The 17,141-nt window shown below is 70.5% G+C and carries 13 protein-coding genes and 1 other RNA gene; 5 read left to right on the forward strand and 9 right to left on the reverse strand.

Going from position 1 to position 17,141, the window contains the following annotated elements; all coding sequences use genetic code 11:
* The first annotated feature begins 173 nt into the window (after nt 1-173).
* An RNA gene (rnpB, locus tag GGR66_RS12030) (RNase P RNA component class A) lies at nt 174-539 on the forward strand.
* A 65-nt stretch (nt 540-604) separates the two neighbouring features.
* Here the strand turns inward: rnpB and GGR66_RS12035 are convergent.
* Both GGR66_RS12035 and rsmI read right to left on the reverse strand, forming a co-directional pair.
* Entirely contained in the window at nt 605-1,033 is a 429-nt protein-coding gene (locus GGR66_RS12035) for a GFA family protein (RefSeq protein WP_160966609.1), read from the reverse strand.
* A gap of 85 nt (nt 1,034-1,118) precedes the next feature.
* Entirely contained in the window at nt 1,119-1,943 is an 825-nt protein-coding gene (rsmI, locus tag GGR66_RS12040; protein ID WP_160966607.1) for a 16S rRNA (cytidine(1402)-2'-O)-methyltransferase, read from the reverse strand.
* Between the two features lie 80 nt (nt 1,944-2,023).
* On the opposite strand from rsmI, the gene GGR66_RS12045 reads away from it, so the two are divergent.
* Genes GGR66_RS12045 through GGR66_RS12060 form a run of 4 tightly spaced genes read left to right on the forward strand, consistent with a single transcriptional unit; the run spans nt 2,024 to nt 6,041 of the window.
* Complete coding sequence (locus GGR66_RS12045) at nt 2,024-3,748, forward strand: penicillin-binding protein activator (RefSeq protein WP_184448378.1); 1,725 nt, start codon at nt 2,024-2,026, stop codon at nt 3,746-3,748.
* Complete coding sequence (locus GGR66_RS12050) at nt 3,738-4,106, forward strand: YraN family protein (RefSeq protein ID WP_184448379.1); 369 nt, start codon at nt 3,738-3,740, stop codon at nt 4,104-4,106. Before GGR66_RS12045 ends, GGR66_RS12050 begins: the two co-directional genes overlap by 11 nt.
* Before the next feature lies 1 nt (nt 4,107).
* Nucleotides 4,108-4,659: a metal-dependent hydrolase gene (locus GGR66_RS12055; RefSeq protein ID WP_184448380.1), complete on the forward strand. Its 552-nt coding sequence runs from the start codon at nt 4,108-4,110 to the stop codon at nt 4,657-4,659.
* Entirely contained in the window at nt 4,656-6,041 is a 1,386-nt protein-coding gene (locus GGR66_RS12060) for an FAD-linked oxidase C-terminal domain-containing protein (RefSeq protein WP_184448381.1), read from the forward strand. Before GGR66_RS12055 ends, GGR66_RS12060 begins: the two co-directional genes overlap by 4 nt.
* A 215-nt stretch (nt 6,042-6,256) precedes the next feature.
* On the opposite strand, the gene GGR66_RS12065 is transcribed toward GGR66_RS12060, so the two are convergent.
* The 7 genes from GGR66_RS12065 to GGR66_RS12095 form a co-directional block, all read right to left on the reverse strand.
* Nucleotides 6,257-6,985 carry a response regulator gene (locus GGR66_RS12065; protein WP_184448382.1) on the reverse strand — a complete coding sequence of 243 codons (729 nt, stop codon included), beginning with the start codon at nt 6,983-6,985 and terminating at the stop codon, nt 6,257-6,259.
* The gene (locus GGR66_RS12070; RefSeq protein ID WP_184448383.1) at nt 6,975-9,653 is read right to left on the reverse strand and encodes a sensor histidine kinase KdpD; all 2,679 of its coding nucleotides are present in this window, start codon (nt 9,651-9,653) and stop codon (nt 6,975-6,977) included. The genes GGR66_RS12065 and GGR66_RS12070 overlap by 11 nt, the downstream gene beginning before the upstream one ends.
* Nucleotides 9,654-9,719: 66 nt before the next feature.
* Nucleotides 9,720-10,310 (reverse strand): potassium-transporting ATPase subunit KdpC, encoded by a 591-nt coding sequence (gene kdpC / locus GGR66_RS12075; protein ID WP_255421681.1) that lies wholly within the window; start codon nt 10,308-10,310, stop codon nt 9,720-9,722.
* A 73-nt stretch (nt 10,311-10,383) separates the two neighbouring features.
* Nucleotides 10,384-12,453, reverse strand: a complete 2,070-nt coding sequence (gene kdpB / locus GGR66_RS12080) for a potassium-transporting ATPase subunit KdpB (RefSeq protein ID WP_184448385.1) — start codon at nt 12,451-12,453, stop codon at nt 10,384-10,386.
* A gap of 10 nt (nt 12,454-12,463) precedes the next feature.
* Nucleotides 12,464-14,176, reverse strand: a complete 1,713-nt coding sequence (gene kdpA, locus GGR66_RS12085) for a potassium-transporting ATPase subunit KdpA (RefSeq protein ID WP_184448386.1) — start codon at nt 14,174-14,176, stop codon at nt 12,464-12,466.
* Between the two features lie 16 nt (nt 14,177-14,192).
* On the reverse strand, nt 14,193-14,285 hold the full coding sequence (locus GGR66_RS12090; RefSeq protein WP_010341961.1) for a potassium-transporting ATPase subunit F: 93 nt from the start codon (nt 14,283-14,285) through the stop codon (nt 14,193-14,195).
* Between the two features lie 325 nt (nt 14,286-14,610).
* Nucleotides 14,611-16,119, reverse strand: a complete 1,509-nt coding sequence (locus GGR66_RS12095) for an outer membrane beta-barrel protein (protein ID WP_184448387.1) — start codon at nt 16,117-16,119, stop codon at nt 14,611-14,613.
* Nucleotides 16,120-17,141 lie beyond the last annotated feature (1,022 nt).

Genomic DNA, 17,141 nt, shown 5'->3' on the forward strand with positions numbered 1-17,141 from the left:
GCGCGAAATCGCTGTCAGCGACCTGATACAAAAAGCGGCGATTTTCGTGGGAGGGACTTCAGTCCCTCCCACAATGCAATCGCAACCGCCCTGCACTCGCGGAAAAATCCCGAATCCCGAATCCCGAATCCCGAATCCCGGGCTCCGGCTTAACATGCGACAATGCGCGCGGCGGAGTCGGCCAGACAGTCGCGTCATCCCCTCGCACTTCGGTGCGGCGGGATGCCGAGGAAAGTCCGGGCTCCATAGGGCAAGGTGCCAGGTAACGCCTGGGCGGCGCAAGCCGACGGAAAGTGCAACAGAAAGATACCGCCTACGTCTGCGCAAGCAGGCCGGTAAGGGTGAAATGGTGCGGTAAGAGCGCACCGCGAGTCCGGTAACGGACCGGCACGGCAAACCCCACCTGGAGCAAGACCAAATAGGGACCTCATGGCGCGGCCCGCGTCGGGTCCGGGTAGGTTGCTCGAGCGTACCGGTGACGGTGCGCCTAGAAGAATGACTGTCCACGACAGAACCCGGCTTATCGGCCGGCTCCGCCGCTTTTTTCTACGCCCCCTGCCCACCGCTGGCCGGGGACAGCCGCCCGGCCTGTCCAGACGGGCCACTATTGCGCTGCGCCAGTCACCATGGCGACGAATTCGGGGCCGGTCATGTTCCTGGTGGGTTCGGCGAACGAGTAGCTGGCCGGCTTTTCGTCGATGAAGATTTGCGACGTCAACGCGAAGCCGGAAGGATCCTCGAAGAGGTGAACGGACAGCGCGTGGTGCGTCCCGTCCTTGGACCGCCACATCAGCGTACTGCCGCAGACCTTGCAGAAGCACCGCTCCCCCCATTCGGACGAGGCATACACGCCCACGTTCTCTGCGTTCTCGACCTCGACGTCGCGGCATTCCACCGCGAGGAATACGCCGCCGGACCAGCGACGGCACATCGAACAGTGACACGCCCCCATTTCGCGGGCGGAAAACGTCGCCTGCAGCCGAACGGCGCCGCAGAGACACGCGCCCTGCTCCTTCGCAACTGCTGTGCTCATGGTGTGCCCTTTCATCAAAGAAGCAGAAATGGAACGCCGCTACAGCCTGGCACGGGTGGTGCCGAACGCCCGGCCTACTGCCACGTCAGCCGCCGTACAAGGCCTTTCGCGAAGCACCGGTCAGTTCGGCGGCCAGCTTGGCGGCGGTGGACGGCGGCAGGTGCTCGCTGAGCTTGGCGTAGACGCGGCGGCCCTCGGCCAGTTGCGCGTCGGCGTCGTCGCCGGCGCCCTGCACCATCAGCACGAACTCGCCCTTGCGCTGGTTGTCGTCGGCCTCGACCCGGGCGTGCAGGTCGGCCAGGGTCCCGTCGAGCACGGTCTCGAACAGCTTGGTCAGTTCGCGCGCCAGCACCGCCGGGCGGGCATCCCCGAAAGCAGCGCGACAGTCGGCCAGGGACTCGGCGATGCGGTGCGAGGCTTCGTAGAACACCAGGGTGCGCGGCTCGCCGGCCAGACGCAGCAGGCGCTCGCGGCGCGCCGAGGCCTTGGCCGGCAGGAAGCCCTCGAAGGCGAAGCGGTCGCTGGGCAGGCCGGCCACGCTGAGCGCGGCGATCACCGCACAGGCGCCGGGCACCGGACTGACCCGCACCCCGGCCGCGCGCGCCGCGCGCACCAGGCGGTAGCCGGGGTCGCTGACCAGCGGGGTGCCGGCGTCGCTGACCAGGGCCAGCGACTGGCCCTCCAGCAGGCGCGCGACGATGCGCTGGGACAACGCCTCCTCGTTGTGTTCGTGCAGCGCCAGCAGCGGCCGCTCGATGCCGAAGTGGGCCAGCAACTGGCCGCTGCGGCGGGTGTCCTCGGCACAGATCGCCGCCACCGAGCGCAGCGTCTCCTGGGCGCGCGGCGTCAGGTCGGCGAGGTTGCCGATCGGCGTGGCGACGACATGCAGGGTTCCGGGCTGGGCGCTCATCTACGGCTTTCCATGGTCAAGGGTAGAATCGTAGCGGTTTTCCCCGGCGCGCCCGGCGTGCCCAGCCGAATGGACCAGAAATGAACAAGCGATTCGCAAGGATTTCCGCCCTGTCGCTGCTGGCGTTGCTCATCGCCGGCTGCGCCACCTCCAGCGTGACGCCGAGCGCCTCGCCGGCCCAATCGGCGGCGCTGGCGCTGCTGGACCAGGGCAAGCCGCGGGATGCGGCGCAGCAGCTCGAGGCGCAGGCCGCCGGCGCCACCGGCAGCGAGCGCAACCAGTTGCTGGGCGACGCCGCCTTCGCCTGGTACGAGGCCGGCGACGCCGCGCGCGCGCGCAGCCTGCTGGCACAGGTGCAGGTGCGGCAGTTGCCTCCGCTGAGCAAGGTGCGGGTGGCGCTGGTGGAAGCCGAACTGGCCCTGGCCGACCGCCAGCCGGCCAAGGCGTTGCAGGCGCTGGGCAGCGATCCGCAGGCGGTGCCGCAGAACCTGCGCGCGCGCTGGCACCTGGCCCGCGCGCAGGCGCTGGAAGGCACCGGCGACGCCACCGCGGCACTGGACGAGCGTGCCCGCGCCGACAACGGCCTCAGCGGCCAGGCGCGCAGCGACAACCAGCGCGCCATCGTGCGCCAGCTGGCCACGCTCAACGACGCCACCCTGCAGGCGCGCGCCACCGCGCTGCCGGCCGGCGACCCGCTGTACAACTTCGTCGGCCGCGCGCTGCTGAGCCGCGGCCTGGCGCTGCCGCGTCCGTTCGACCGCGGCGAGCAGTGGGGCTTCGACACCAGCAAGCGGCCGCCGGCCGAGCGTGACGGCTACCGCCCGCCGGCCAAGCTGGCAGTGCTACTGCCGTTGAGCGGCAACCTGGCCACCGCGGCCGCGCCGGTGCGCGACGGCCTGCTCGCCGGCTACTACGGCGAGACCCGGCGGCGTCCTGCGATCGACTTCATCGACACCACCGGCACCCCGGCCGGGGCGCTGGCCGCCTATCAGAAGGCGGTCGACGGCGGCGCCGATTTCGTGGTCGGCCCGCTCGGCCGCGACGAGGTCACCGCGCTGTTCGGGCGCGACGCGCTGCCGGTGCCGGTGCTGGCGCTGAACCGCGGCACTCACGCGCCGCCGGGCGGCAGCGCCGGTTTCTCGCTGGCGCCGGAAGACGACGGCATCGCCGCCGCCGAGTACCTGCTGGCGCACGAGCGCCACAACACGCTGGTGATCGGCAGCAACGACGACAACGGTCGCCGCGCGGTGGCCGCGTTCCGCGACCGCTTCAGCGAGCGCGGCGGCAAGGTCGCCGGCAGCGTCAGCGTGGCCGACACCCCGGGCGACATCGGCGCGCAGCTGCGCAACGCCGGCGCGGCGGACTCGGTGCTGCTGGCGGTCAAGGGCAACACCGCCCGCGCGCTGGCGCCGCAGCTGGCGCTGGCCGGTTTCGCCGGCAAGACCCGGGTGGCGACCTCGCAGCTGGTGCTGGGCACCGGCAAGCCGGAGGACGACCTGGTGCTGGACGGCATCGTCTACCCGAGCGAACTGTGGAACGTGCGCGGCGTCGGCGGCCTGCCGGCGGCGACCAGCGTGGCCGACATGCTGCCGACCGCACGCGGCCCGGCCGCGCGCCTGTTCGCCTTCGGCTACGACGCCTGGCAGATCACCGCGTACCTGGAGAAGCTGGCGACCGGCAAGGACAGCGGCCTGCGCGGCGCCACCGGCGTGCTGCACCTGGACGGCTTCGGCAACATCGTGCGCACCCCGGCCTGGTCCACCTTCAGCGGCGGGCGCCCGACCCCGCTGCCCGATGGAAACTGAGCGGCGCCGACGCGGCAACGCGGTGGAAGCGGCGGCGCGCGCCGAACTGGAGCGCGCCGGCCTGCGCCTGATCGCCGCCAACGTCGCCTTCCGCGGCGGCGAGCTGGACTTGGTGATGCAGCAGGCGCAGAGCCTGGTGTTCGTCGAAGTGCGCTACCGGCGCAGCAGCGCGTTCGGCGGCGGCGCGGCCTCGGTCGACCTGCGCAAGCGCCGCCGCCTGCTGCTGGCGGCGCAACTGTTCCTGGCCGCGCATCCGCAGTACGCCACCTGGCCGTGCCGTTTCGACGTGGTCGAGGCCGAGGGCGATCCGCCGCGGCTGACCTGGCTGCGGGACGCCTTCCGCGCCGAGGATTGCTGAGATGCCCAGCATCTTCACCCACGCCGCGGTGCCGCTGGCGCTGTGGGCCGCCGCCGACCGCGGGCGCATCTCCACGCGCCTGCTCGGCGCCGGCATCGTCGCGGCGATGCTGCCCGACGCCGACGTGCTCGGCTTCGCCCTGCATATCCCCTACGCCGACGCCTTCGGTCATCGCGGCGCCAGCCACTCGCTCTTGTTCGCCGCGGTACTGGGCATGCTCGGCGCGCTGCTGCACCGTCCCCTGCGCGCCGGCGCGTTGCAGGCGGCCGTCTGGATGTTCGTCTGCACCGCCTCGCATCCGCTGCTCGATGCGATGACTTCCGGCGGCCTCGGCGTGGCCCTGGCCTGGCCGTGGAGCGAGCAGCGCTGGTTCGCGCCGTGGCGGCCGATCCGGGTCTCGCCGTTCGCCAACGGCTTCTTCAGCGCGCGCGGCGTGGCCACGCTGCTGTCGGAACTGCGTTGGGTGTGGCTGCCGCTGGCGCTGGCGGTGCTCACCTGGAAACTGCTGCAGCCGCCCTCGCCCTCCGCTCCCTCTTCACCGCCTTCGCCATGACCACACCCCTCCCCGCCGCACTCACCGACACCCTCGCCGCGCTGCTCGGCGCCGACGGTTGGCGCACCGATGCCGACAGCCGCCGCAGCTACGGCGAGGACGATTCGCGGCGCTGGGCATTGGCCGACGCGGTGGCACTGCCGCAGACCCGCGAGCAGGTGCAGGCGATCGTGCGCGCCTGCCGTGCGCACCGCGTGCCGCTGGTGGCGCGCGGCGCCGGCACCGGCACCGCCGGCGCCGCGGTGCCGTTCAGCGGCGGCGTGGTGCTGTCGTTCGCGCGCATGAACCGCATCGTGCAGTTGCGCCCGGCCGACCGCTGCGCCGTGGTCGAACCCGGCGTGCTCAACGGCGACCTGCAGCAGGCGCTGGCGCCGCACGGGCTGTTCTGGCCACCGGATCCGTCCAGCGCGGAGATCTGCAGCGTCGGCGGCAACCTCTCCACCAACGCAGGCGGGCCGCGCGCGGTGAAGTACGGCGCCACCCGCGACAACGTGCTCGGCGTGGTCGCGGTGACCGGCAGCGGCGAGCTGATCCGCTGCGGCGGCGCCTACACCAAGGACGCCACCGGCTACGACCTGACCCACTTGCTGGTCGGCAGCGAAGGCACCCTGGCGCTGATCGTGGAAGCGACGCTGAAGCTGTCGCCGCGGCCGCTGGCACAGGCCGGCCTGCGCGCGCTGTACCGCGACGCCGCCGGTGCCGCCGCGGCGGTGTCGCGGCTGATGGCGCAGCCGAGCACGCCGACCATGCTGGAATTCATGGACCGCAGCGCGATCGCGCTGCTGCGTCGCAACGGCAGCGACGTGCCCGAGGCCGGCGCGATGCTGCTGATCGAGGCCGACGGCGACCACGACACCCTGCCCTACAGGCTGCAGGCGCTGGGCGCGGCGGCCGAGGGCGACGGCCTGCTGGCCCTGGACGTGGCCGCCGACGGCAGCGCACGCGACCGCCTGTGGGCCGCGCGCCGCGCGCTGTCGCCGGCGCTGCGCACGATCCGGCCCGGCAAGATCAACGAAGACGTGGTGGTACCGGTGTCGCGCATCCCCGAGCTGGTTGCCGGTGTGGAAGCGCTGGCCGCCGAGTTCGACCTGCCGATCGTCGCCTTCGGCCACGCCGGCAACGGCAACCTCCACGTCAACATCATGTACGCGCCCGACGATGCCGACGAGACTGCGCGCGCGCAGGCCGCCCTGCCGCAGCTGTTCGCCCTGGTGCTGTCGCTGGAAGGCACGCTGTCGGGCGAACACGGCATCGGCGTGGCCAAGCGCGACTACATGGATCAGGCCTTCGACGCCGCCACCCTGGACGCGATGCGCGCGATCAAGCGGGCACTGGATCCGGATGGGATTCTCAATCCGGGGAAGGTGTTGCCGGAGGCTTGAGCGGGATTCGGGATTCGGGATTCGGGATTCGTAACAGCGTCTTTCGCGTGCGGATCCATTGAAACGTCGACCTAATCCTGATTTCCGTCGCTGTCGGGCTGTGTCCGTCGCGATACGCCCTGTGGAGCGACTTCAGTCGCGACGGGCCTTACCGAAAACGCCGGGTCGCGGCTGCAGCCGCTCCAACGAACACCGGGCAAGGCCGACGCGACACATCACGCGGACGGACACTGCACGCCGATGAAGCGCAGCCCCACGCCCGGCTCGGTGGCGATGTAGCGCGGGGCCACGGCGCTGTCGCCGAGTTTCTGCCGCAGCTTGCCGACCAGGATGCGCAGGTAATGCGTGTCGTCCTGGTGGGTGGGACCCCACAGTTCGCGCAGCAGTTGCGGCTGCGTCACCACGCGGCCGCTGTGCCGCAGCAGCAGCGCGAGCAGCGCGTACTCCTTGCGGCTGAGCGGCAGCGCCTCGCCGTCCAGGCGCACCTCGCGCAGGCCCAGGTGGATGTGCAGGCGGCCGTCGTCGAACACCGGCTCGGCCTCGCCGGCCACCGGCTGCATGCGCAGCAGCACGCGGATGCGCGCCATCAGTTCCTGCACGCCGAACGGTTTGGTCACGTAGTCGTTGGCACCGGCGTCCAGCGCCTGCACCTTCTCGTCCTCGCCGGCACGCACGGTCAGCATGATCACCGGCACCGACGACCATTGCCGCAGTTCGCGCAGCACGCTGTGCCCGTCCTGGTCGGGCAGGCCGATGTCCAGCACCACCAGTTCGGCGCCGTGCGCGGCCAGTTGCGCCAGGCCGGCGGCGCCGGTGTCCGCCTGCAGCACGCGGTAGCCCTGCGCGCGCAGGCTGATGTCGAGGAACCGGCGGATCTGCGGCTCGTCGTCGATGACCAGCACGCGCGGCGGCGGAATCGGATCGGCGTGGGACTCAGTCGGCATCGGGGCGGGACGGCGGCGCGGCGGGTTCGATGAGCGGCAGGGTAATGCGGATTGTGGTGCCACGACCATCGGGGCCGGGCAGCGCCTCGACGCTGCCGCCGTGCGCGCCGATCATGCCCTGGCAGATGGTCAGGCCCAGGCCGGTGCCGTGGCGGCCGCGGTCGCCGCGCTCGACGCTGTAGAACATATCGAAGATGCGCGCGCGCTCGTCCTCGGGAATGCCCGGGCCGCGGTCGCTGATGTCGATGCGCAGGCGGCCCTCGACCATGCCCGCGGCGACGCGGATCGCCGCATCCGCCGGCGAGAACTTGGCCGCGTTCTCCAGCACGTTGAAGATCGCCTGCTCGACCAGCGCCGGGTGCACCCACAGCGTCGGCAGGTCCGCGGCCAGGGCGATGTCCAGGCGCACCTGCGGCTGGTAGCGCTGCAGGCGCCGCGCGGCCGAGCCGATCAGTTCGTCCACGCCGATCCAGTCGCGGTTCAAGGTCAGCCCGGTGTGGCCGAGCCGGGTCATGTCCAGCAGGTTCTGGATGTAGCGATCCAGGCGCTCGCCTTCCAGTTGGATCGTCTCGAGCAGGCTGCGGCGATCGTCCGCGTCCATCGCCTGGCCGTAACTGGACAGGCTGCTGGCCGCGCCGATCATCGCCGCCAGCGGCGAGCGCAGGTCGTGCGAGACCGAGGACAGCAGGGCCGAACGCAGCCGCTCGGTCTCGCCGCTGACCCGCGCACTCTCCAGGTCGGCGACCAGGCGCGTGCGCAGCGCGGCCTGGCCGATGTCCTCGACCATCGCCTCGGCCAGGCGCTGCTGCTCCAGGCCAGGGCGCTGCACGCCGGCGCCGAAGCGCAGGCCGACCACGCCGATGGTGCCGCGCTCGTGGCGCACCGGCAGGAACCACCAACTCGCGCCGGCCAGCGTATCGGTGAAACGGCCGGTGGCCTGGCCGTGGCGCTGCGCCCAGTCGGCGGCGCTGCGGTCCACCGCGGCCATCGTCGGCGCGTAGTCGTCGGCGCCGTCATGGGCGCGCTCCAGCGGCTGCAGGCGCAGCCAGGCCTCGGCGTCGAGCGTACCGGCGAGCGCGCGGCGCCCGGCCTCCAGCACCTGGCCGAGGTCGGCAGCGCTGGTCAGTTCGCGACCCAGCCGCTGCAGTGCGGTGGTCTGCGCATTGACCGCGCGCAGCGCCAGCACCTGCATGCGCAGGCGCGAGGCCAGGCGCCCGGCGACCAGCGCGGCGACCAGGAACAGCAGCACCGTGACCACGCCCTGGCGCGCGCCGATCTGGAAGGTGAAGCGCGGCTCGATGAAGAAGAAGTTGTAGCTGAAGAAGCTCAGCAGCGCCGCCAGGACCGCCGCGGCCATTCGCGTCTTCGACGCCACCATCACCACCGCGACGATGAACACCATCGACAGGTCGTCGATACCGACCCAACGTTCGGCGACCCAGGCCACCACCACCGCGAGGACGGAGGCCAGCGTGGCGAACACCAGGTCGTCGCGCGACAGCCAATGCCCCGGACTGCGCCAGCGCCGCCGCGCGCGCGCGCGCGCCTCCGGCGAACTGATGATCACCAGCTCGTAGTGCGCGCCGCGTTGCAGCAGTTGCTGGGTCAGGGTGCGGTTGATCATGCGCGCCAGCGGACGCTCGCGTGTGCGCCCCAGCACCAGCGTGGACACCCCGCTGCGCGCGGCATGGTCGAGCAAGGTATCGGCGACGTTGGCGCCGTGCAGGAGCGCGGCGTCGCCGCCGAGCCGACGCGCCAGCGCGAAGGCGCGGTCGATCTCCAGTTGCCAGTCGGCGTCGGGCTGCGCCTGGGTCTGCACGGTGACCACGGTCCACGGCGCGCCGCGGCGCTCGGCCAAACGCCGTGCCACGCGCACCAGATAGTCGGACTGGCCGCGCCCGTCGATCGCCACCATCACCGTGCGCCGCAGCGCGACGCTGGTGCGGCCCTGCGCGGCCTGCACATCGCGCAGATCGTTGTCGACGCGGTCGGCGGCGGTCTGCATCGCCAGTTCGCGCAGCGCGGCCAGGTTCGACGGCGAGAAGAACGCCTGCAGCGCCTGCCCGGCCTGCTCGGGCAGGTAGACCTTGCCCTGCTGCAGGCGCTCGATCAGTTCGCGCGGCGGCAGGTCGACCAGCACGATGTCGCGCAGGCGGTCGAAGATCGCATCCGGCACGGTCTCGCTCACGCGCACGCCGGTGATGCGGTGGACCACGTCGTTGAGGCTCTCCAGGTGCTGGATGTTGACCGTGCTGTAGACGTCGATGCCGGCGTCGAGCAATTCCTGCACGTCCTGCCAGCGCCGCTCGTGGCGGCTGCCGGGCGCGTTGCGATGGGCCAGCTCGTCCACCAGCACCAGCGGTGGGCGCAGCGCCAACAGCGCATCCAGGTCCATCTCGTCGAGGGTGCGGCCGCGGTACTCCAGGCGCCGCCGCGGCTGCACGGTGAGGCCCTCCAGCAGTGCCGCGGTCTCGGCGCGGCCGTGGGTCTCGACCACGCCGACCACCAGGTTGCTGCCCTGCTGCTGCAACTGCCGCGCGCGCGACAGCATCGCGTAGGTCTTGCCGACCCCTGGCGCCGCGCCGAGGAACACGGTCAGTCGCCCGCCGCGCTCGCGCTGCAGTTCGCCGATCAGGGCGTCGGCCTGTTGGGTGCGGGGGTCGGGCATCGAAGGGCCGGGATTGGGGATTCGAAATTGGGGATTCGCGAAGCGTACAGCGTCAGGCCATGCGCTCTACTGCTTTTGCCCATTCCCGATTCCCGTTTCCCCATTCCCGGCCGCGTCCAAGGCCAAATTCAGCGCCAGCACATTCACCCGCGGCTCGCCAAGCACGCCGAACTGGCGCGGCTGGGTCTGCGCGGCGACCAGGGCGGCGACGGTCTGCGGCGGCAGGCCGCGCGCGGCGGCGACGCGCGCCACTTGGATGTGCGCCGCATCGACGCTGATGTCCGGGTCCATGCCGCTGCCGGACTGGGTGACCAGATCGTCCGGCACCTGCGCCGGGTCGATGCCTTCGCGCGCGGCGACCGCCTGGCGGGTGTCGTCCAGGCGCTTGCGCAGGTCGGGGTTGCTGCGCGCCTGGTTGCTGCCGGCCGCCGACATCGGGTCGTACTTGGCGCCGGACGGACGCGGCTGGAAGTAACCGGCAGCGGCGAACGGCTGCGCCACCAGCGCCGAGCCGACCACGCGGCCATCGTGGGTGCGCAGGCTGCCGTTGGCCTGCGCGGGGAACAGCGCGCCGGCCAGCACGGTGGCCAGCAACGAGTACAGCGCCGCGGACGCGAGCACCAGCAACGGCAGCACCAGCACGGCGCGCCAGCGCATCGGCTCGCGGGGAGAAACGGAAGACACGGTCATGGGAGCGATTCCGGAAGGAGCGTCAAAATCGGCGCCGGGCTCAGCCCAGCACCACAAGCAGCAGATCAATGGCCTTGATCCCGACGAACGGCAGCAGCACGCCGCCCACGCCGTAGATCAGCATGTTCCGGCGCAACAGCGAGGTCGCCGAGGACGGGGTGAAGCGCACGCCGCGCAGCGCCAGCGGGATCAGCGCGGGGATCACCAGCGCGTTGAAGATCAGCGCCGCGAGCACTGCGTTGGTCGGGCTGGACAGGCGCATCACGTTCAGCGCGGCCATCTGCGGGATCGAGGCGGCGAACAGCGCCGGCAGGATCGCGAAGTATTTGGACACGTCGTTGGCCAGCGAGAACGTGGTCAGCGCGCCGCGGGTGATCAGCTGCTGCTTGCCCACTTCCACCACCGCCAGCAGCTTGGCCGGATCCGAATCCAGGTCGACCATGTTGCCGGCCTCCTTGGCCGCCTGGGTGCCGGAGTTCATCGCCAGGCCGACGTCGGCCTGGGCCAGCGCCGGCGCGTCGTTGGTACCGTCGCCGACCATCGCCACCAGGCGTCCGCCGGCCTGCTCCTGTCGGATGCGCGCCAACTTGTCCTCGGGCGTGGCTTCGGCGATGTAGTCGTCGACGCCGGCCTCGGCGGCGATGGCTGCGGCGGTGAGCGGGTTGTCGCCGGTGATCATCACCGTCTTGACGCCCATCGCGCGCAGCCGCGCGAACTTCTCGCGCACGCCGTGCTTGACCACGTCCGACAGCTCGACCACGCCCAGTACGTGCCGGCCCTCGGCCACCACCAGCGGCGTGGCGCCGCTGCGCGCGACCTGCTCGACCCGGCTCTTCAGCTCCGCCGGCACCTGCCCGCCCAGCGCGGTGACGTGGCGGATCAGCGCATCGGCGGCGCCCTTGCGGATCGAGCGCGGCGACGCCGTGCCGAATGCCGGCAGGTCGACGCCGGACATGCGCGTCTGCGCGGTGAAGGCGACGAACTCGGCGCCTTCCGGGTCGGCCGGCGGCAGGCCCTGCTCGCGCGCCAGGCGCACGATCGACTTGCCTTCCGGGGTCGGGTCGGCCAGCGACGACAGCATCGCCGCCTCGCGCAGTTGCGCCACGTCCACGCCGCTGAGCGCATGGAACACGGTGGCCTGGCGATCGCCGTGGGTGATGGTGCCGGTCTTGTCCAGCAGCAGCACGTCGACGTCGCCGGCCACTTCCACCGCCTTGCCCGACTTGGCCAGCACGTTGGCCGACAGCGCGCGATTCATGCCGGCGATGCCGATCGCCGGCAGCAGCCCGCCGATGGTGGTCGGGATCAGGCACACCAGCAGCGCGATCAGCAGCAGCGGATCCACGTGCACGCCGACGAAGCCGGCGATCGCCGGCAGCGAGGCGACCACGATCAGGAAGGTCAGGGTCATCGCCGCCAGCAGCATGGTCAGCGCGATCTCGTTCGGGGTCTTCTGCCGGTTTGCGCCTTCCACCAGCGCGATCATGCGGTCCAGGAAGCTGTGGCCCGGCTCTGCGGTGACCTTCACCAGGATCTCGTCGGACAGCACCTTGGTGCCGCCGATGACGCCGGAACGATCGGTGCCGGCCTCGCGCAGCACCGGCGCGGATTCGCCGGTGACCGCGGCCTCGTTGATCGTGGCCAGGCCGTGCACGATCTCGCCGTCGGCCGGGATCAGTTCGCCGGCCGAGACCACCACCAGGTCGCCCGGGCGCAGTTCGGCGGCGGGCACGCTGGCCTCGCCGTCCAGCCGCGCGCTGGCGACCCGGCGCGCCACCAGGTCCTTGCGTGCGCGCCGCAACGAGGCGGCCTGGCCGCGGCCGCGGGCCTCGGCCACCGCTTCGGCAAAGTTGCCGAACAGCACGGTGACCAGCAGGATCGCGGTCACCGCCCAGCCGAAGCCGGCCGGGCCCTGGCCGGACACGGTGATCAGCGCCGACAGCAGCGTGCCGGCGAAGACCACGGCCATCACCGGGCTGCCGAGCAGGTGCCGCGGCGACAGCTTCAGCACGCTGTCGCGCAAGGCCGCGCGCAGCGCCGCGGCATCGAACAGCCCAGGCCGGCGCGCCGGCGAAGAAGCCACGGAAGTAGAAGGAAGCGGGGTGCTCATCGTCGTCGTCTCAGTGCGCGGCCAGGGTCAGGTGATCGGCGATCGGTCCCAACACCAAAGCCGGCGTGAATTGCAGAACGGTCAGGACCGCGATGACCGCGATCAGGGTCAGCGCGAAGGTCGGGGTTTCCACCTGCAGGCTGCCGCCGGTTTCCGGCGCCACCCGCTTGCGCGCCAGTTGCGCGGCCACGATCAGCGGCACGATCAGCGCCGGATAGCGGCCCAGCAGCAGCACCGCGGTGCAGCTCAAATTCCACCACGGAATGCCGTCGCCCAGGCCCTCGAAGCCGGAGCCGTTGTTGGCGAAGGCCGAGGTGTACTCGTAGAACACCTGGCTGATGCCATGGAAGCCGGGATTGGAGGTCGCCGAGATCGATGCCGGCAGTGCCAGGGTGACCGCAGTGAAGCCGAGCAGCACCAGCGGCTGCAGCAGGATCAGCAACGCCAGCAAACGCACTTCCGGCGCCTCGATCTTGCGCCCGAACAACTCCGGGGTGCGCCCGGTCATCAAGCCGGCCAGGAACACGCTCAGCAGCAGATACACCAGGAACTGCTGCAGGCCGCAGCCGATACCGCCCCAGATCGCGTTGATCAGCATGTTGACCATGGCCACGCCGCCGGTCAGCGGCGCCAGCGAGTCGTGCATGGCGTTGACCGAGCCGTTGGAGGTCTGCGTGGTCAGCGACGACCAGGCGGCCGAGGCGTCCACGCCGAAGCGCACTTCCTTGCCTTCCATCAGCGCGGCGCTGCCGGGCGCGTGGCCTTCGGCCCACAGCGACACCGCGGTGGACGCCAGCGACATCACCAGCATGCTGCCGAACACCAGCGCGGTGAATTTGCGGCGCCCGGTGAACGGCCCGACCATGAACGCCACCGCCACCGGGATCAGCACGATGCCCAGCATCTCCAGCAGGTTGGAGAACGGCGTGGGATTCTCCAGCGCCATCGCGCTGTTGGGCCCATACCAGCCGCCGCCGTTGGTGCCGAGCTGCTTGATCGCCACCATCGCCGCGACCGGGCCGAGCGGGATCTTCTGCGTCTGCTGCCCGGCGCTGGCGTCCAGCGGCGTGGCCACCGGGCCGGCGGCCAACGTCGAGGGCACGCCCTGCTGGGTCAGCAGCAGCGTCCACAGCAGGCACAGCGGCAGCAGGAAGCGCAGGGTCGGACGGATCACGTCGGCCCAGTAGTTGCCGACGTCCACGTCCTGCGGCAACTCGCCGCCGGCCGCCGCGCGCGCCGCATCGTGGCCGCGCCCACCGAACAGGCCGCGCAGCGTCGCCGCGACCAGCGCCAGGCCCATCATCGGGGTGATGAACTGCAGGCCGACCACGCCCACCGCCTGCGACAGGTACGACAGCTGCGCCTGGCCCGAGTAGTGCTGCTGATTGGTGTTGGTCAGGAACGAGACCATGGTGTGCAGGGCCACGTCCCAGCGCATGTTGGGCACCGCATCGGGATTGAACGGCAGCCAGGCCTGGGTCACGAATAGCGCGAACACCAGCACGCCGAGCACCAGGTTGCTGGCCAGGAACGCGCCGGCATAGGCGCGCCAGTGCATGCCGCGCGCCGGATCGGTGCCGAGCAGGCGGTACAACGGGCGTTCGATCCAGCCGAACAACGCGTCGCCGCGCATCGGCGCCCCGCGCATCACCTTGGCCAGGTACAGGCCCAGCGGCCATCCCAGCAGCAGCGCGAGCGCATAGACAAGCAATGTATCGATCATGGAAGTGGCACTCGGCTCAGAAATCTTCGGGGCGCAGGATCACGTACAGCAGGTAACCGGCCGCGACGATCACCGCCACGCCGCAAACGAACGAAAGCCAACCGCTCATGGTCTCAACTCCGAAACAAAGGGACGGCCCGCCGCAGGGCAGGCCGCAATCACGTGGGAACACCGCCGCACGCGACACGCGCACGGCGGCAGAAGGGAAGCGCAACATGGCGAGGGACGCCGGGTCGGACAGGCCTTCTGGCCCAGGCCGGCATTATCGAAGCCGGCGCCATAAACTCTCCGTGGCGAAGCCGCGCGGCGCGCATAAATTCTGCGTAAAACCGTGCGGTGCCGACGATCACACCGCACGTTGCCGGCGTGTCGCCATGGTCGGCGCCGGCAGCGCACGATGACGCGCGACGCGGCCGGCGCCGCGTACGCCGTCCTCAGTAGTGCAGGATCACGTCGATCAACGCCGTCGCCTGATGATTGCGGCGGCCGCCGTCGTAGGCGGGAAAATCGTAGGCGTGTTCGTAGCGCAGTTCCGGGCGGATCTCCAGGTCCTGCGACACCCAATGAGTGAGGCCGATGGTGTGGCTGGAGTAGCGCGTGGCGAAACCGGTGCGCTGGCCGTCGTGATCGTTCACGAACTCGTTGCGGATCGCCAGCATGTCCGAGGCGCCGAGCTGGATGTTGACGTAGTTGACGATGGCGTCGGCGCTACTGCGGCCCAGCGGGAAGTCGGGCGCCTCGCCGAGCGCATAACCCGGGCGTCCAGTCGGCGCGTGCGATTGCGACGGATCGGTGGCCAGCGCCTGGTCGCGCACGTAGAGGTGGTAGGCCTCGGTGAGCATGTGCACCTTCGGCGAGAAGCGATGGCCCCAGGTCAGCACGAACTCCTGCAGGTTGTTGTAGGTCTGTGCGGCGTTGTTGTACGACTCCACGCACGGATACAGCATGTCGTCGTTGCTCTTGGACACCCAGCGCAGACAGGCCTGCGCGCTCAGGCGACTGGTCGCGTCCCAGATCGCCGAATCGTCGCCGCCGTGCACGCCGAGCTGCAGCGTCCACTGATCGTTGAGCTTGGTGGTGGTGAGGATGCCCATGTTGGTATAGGCATCGACCGTGTACAGGATCGAATGGGTCAGCAGGTAGTTGTTCGGCGAGAACTGCGCCTCGATGTCCGGCAGCGACAGGTAGCGGCCGACCGTGACCAGCATGCCCTGCGCCACCGACGGCAGGTACAGGTCCACGTGCGCGATCATCGGATCGTTGCCGTAGATCTTGCCGTTGAGTGCGCTGTTGGGCTGCGGGTGGTGCAGCAACTGATCGCTGGTGACCCCCTTCATCGTGGTGTAGTGGTAGTCGTAGCCATACAGGTCGTCGAGATGGAAGCCCCAGTCGACATGATCGGTCTGCACGGTGTCCGGCACGCGCTGCAGGCGGATCAGCGCCTGGTTGAACTCGCCGCGATTAGGCCGCGTGGAGTAGGACAGCGGATAGTTGGTGCGCGAGGACGTGCTGGCGTTGAGCGAGGGATTGATCCAGCCGTACAGCTCGATGCGGTTGCGCTGCATCCACTGCCCCACACGCGTGCAGGCCAGCGCCTTCTCGACCGGGTACTGCGCATTCTCGTTGGGCACGCCGACCGGGTAGTCCACGGCACCGAGCTGCCATTCGGCCGACGGAAACGGCGGCGAGGAGAACGGCGAAGCCAGGCCGCGGCGTGCCGGCGTCGGCGCATCGGGATCGGCCGGTTGCGCATCCTCGCGATAGGCCGAGGCCAGGCGCGAGAAGAAGCCATTGGCACAATCGGCGCTGCGCGCCAGCGGCGCCGTGGCGGCGTCCGACGCCGGCATCGCGTCCGACACGGGCGCAGCCAGACCCGCGGCGGCGGCATCGCCGGCGCACAGCAGGGTCAGTGACAGGAAAAGGGGGTGCAGCTTCATGGACATCGCGACTTCGGCTCTGCGACGAGCCGTCCTTGTTTGGGTGGAGGGAGACAACGACAGCGCGCCGCGTCACGCGCACGCGCCATCGCCGGCGATGCGCCTGGTGGCGCATCGTGGGGAGAGAGTTGGAATGCAGCGCCGCGCTGGCGGCTGTGTCAGACAGTCAACGCGCGTGCAGTGAGCGCGCGCGGCGGCGTGGCGGCGGACGCTGCAGCGCGCTGCGGCAGACATCGTGGCGTCGCACCGCACGTGGCATGACGGCCACGCTGATGCGGGCACCAGGCGAATGCGCGAGCGGAGGCGACATATTGCGCATGCAAGCGATCGTTGCGGTCAGCGACACGCTCAAACTTCCAGCCATCGATTCCACGCAAGCATCCCCGTCGTCAGCGCGGAAAGTATAGGAATCGCCGGATATCTTCGTTGCAAAGCGCGCGCCGGTTCGAATAAAACCTACGTAAATTCGTCTGCAGAATGGGCCGGTGCGCTGTGTGGCGATGCGTGGTTCCGTACCCTCATCCGCCCCTGCGGGGCACCTTCTCCCGAAGGGAGAAGGGAAGAGCCGAAGCCCCTCTCCCACCGGGAGAGGGGTTGGGGTGAGGGTACGGCGCGCGAAGCGTCGCCTCGACCTGATCATGCGAGGCTACGCCCGTACCCTCATCCGCCCCTGCGGGGCACCTTCTCCCGAGGGGAGAAGGGAGAGCCAAAGCCCCTCTCCCTCCGGGAGAGGGGTTGGGGTGAGGGTCCGGTGCGCGAAGCGTCGCGTCGACCTGATCATGCGAGGCTTCGCCCGCACCCTCATCCGCCCCTGCGGGGCACCTTCTCCCAGGGGGGGGAGAAGGGAAGAGCCGAAGCCCCTCTCCCGCCGGGAGAGGGGTTGGGGTGAGGGTCCGGTGCGCGAAGCGCCACGTCGACCTGATCATGCGTGGCTTCGCCCGCACCCTCATCCGCCCCTGCGGGGCACCTTCTCCCGAGGGGAGAAGGGAAGAGCGTAAGCCCCTCTCCCACCGGGAGAGGGGTTGGGG

The organism is Xanthomonas sp. 3498 (assembly GCF_014199795.1).
Lineage (GTDB): Bacteria > Pseudomonadota > Gammaproteobacteria > Xanthomonadales > Xanthomonadaceae > Xanthomonas_A > Xanthomonas_A rydalmerensis.

Coding starts and splice junctions, on each gene's coding strand:
- GGR66_RS12035 (WP_160966609.1), bottom strand. CDS start 1,033: ATGAGCACAGCAGTTGCGAAGGAGCAGGGCGCGTGTCTCTGCGGCGCC.
- rsmI (WP_160966607.1), bottom strand. CDS start 1,943: ATGAGCGCCCAGCCCGGAACCCTGCATGTCGTCGCCACGCCGATCGGC.
- GGR66_RS12045 (WP_184448378.1), top strand. CDS start 2,024: ATGAACAAGCGATTCGCAAGGATTTCCGCCCTGTCGCTGCTGGCGTTG.
- GGR66_RS12050 (WP_184448379.1), top strand. CDS start 3,738: ATGGAAACTGAGCGGCGCCGACGCGGCAACGCGGTGGAAGCGGCGGCG.
- GGR66_RS12055 (WP_184448380.1), top strand. CDS start 4,108: ATGCCCAGCATCTTCACCCACGCCGCGGTGCCGCTGGCGCTGTGGGCC.
- GGR66_RS12060 (WP_184448381.1), top strand. CDS start 4,656: ATGACCACACCCCTCCCCGCCGCACTCACCGACACCCTCGCCGCGCTG.
- GGR66_RS12065 (WP_184448382.1), bottom strand. CDS start 6,985: ATGCCGACTGAGTCCCACGCCGATCCGATTCCGCCGCCGCGCGTGCTG.
- GGR66_RS12070 (WP_184448383.1), bottom strand. CDS start 9,653: ATGCCCGACCCCCGCACCCAACAGGCCGACGCCCTGATCGGCGAACTG.
- kdpC (WP_255421681.1), bottom strand. CDS start 10,310: ATGCGCTGGCGCGCCGTGCTGGTGCTGCCGTTGCTGGTGCTCGCGTCC.
- kdpB (WP_184448385.1), bottom strand. CDS start 12,453: ATGAGCACCCCGCTTCCTTCTACTTCCGTGGCTTCTTCGCCGGCGCGC.
- kdpA (WP_184448386.1), bottom strand. CDS start 14,176: ATGATCGATACATTGCTTGTCTATGCGCTCGCGCTGCTGCTGGGATGG.
- GGR66_RS12090 (WP_010341961.1), bottom strand. CDS start 14,285: ATGAGCGGTTGGCTTTCGTTCGTTTGCGGCGTGGCGGTGATCGTCGCG.
- GGR66_RS12095 (WP_184448387.1), bottom strand. CDS start 16,119: ATGTCCATGAAGCTGCACCCCCTTTTCCTGTCACTGACCCTGCTGTGC.